This is a genomic window from Campylobacter sp. RM16188 (genome assembly GCF_012978795.1).
GTDB lineage: Bacteria > Campylobacterota > Campylobacteria > Campylobacterales > Campylobacteraceae > Campylobacter_A > Campylobacter_A canis.
In genome coordinates, this window is sequence record NZ_LIWQ01000055.1 from 1 (window position 1) to 311 (window position 311).

A 311-nucleotide genomic window follows, 5' to 3' on the forward strand; every position below is an offset into this window, starting at 1 on the left:
TAACAGACTTTTTAACGAGAACAAAGAGTGCTTTGAAGTGTTAAATTTACTTATAGCGGTTCATAAAGACGATACCGACATACTTGATAAAAATAACGTTTTAACAAGCGTTAAAGCATATTTTAAAAGTCCTGAAAAAATTTATGAGTTTTTTTGCGAAACTGGACTTGATGAAGTTTTTACGAGCGGAAAAATTAAAAATTTATATGATTATGTATTTGGAGTAGAAGTGGGTCTTGATACTAATGCCCGTAAAAATCGCAGCGGAAAGAATTTCGCTCGGATTATTTCAGAATATTTTAGGAGTGAAA

1 protein-coding gene is annotated in these 311 nt (G+C 31.2%); it reads left to right on the forward strand.

All coding sequences use genetic code 11. From position 1 onward, the window contains the following. Window positions 1-311, forward strand: a 311-nt coding sequence (locus CDOM16188_RS11160; RefSeq protein ID WP_216656296.1) for a type II restriction endonuclease, incomplete at both ends; no start/stop codon positions are given.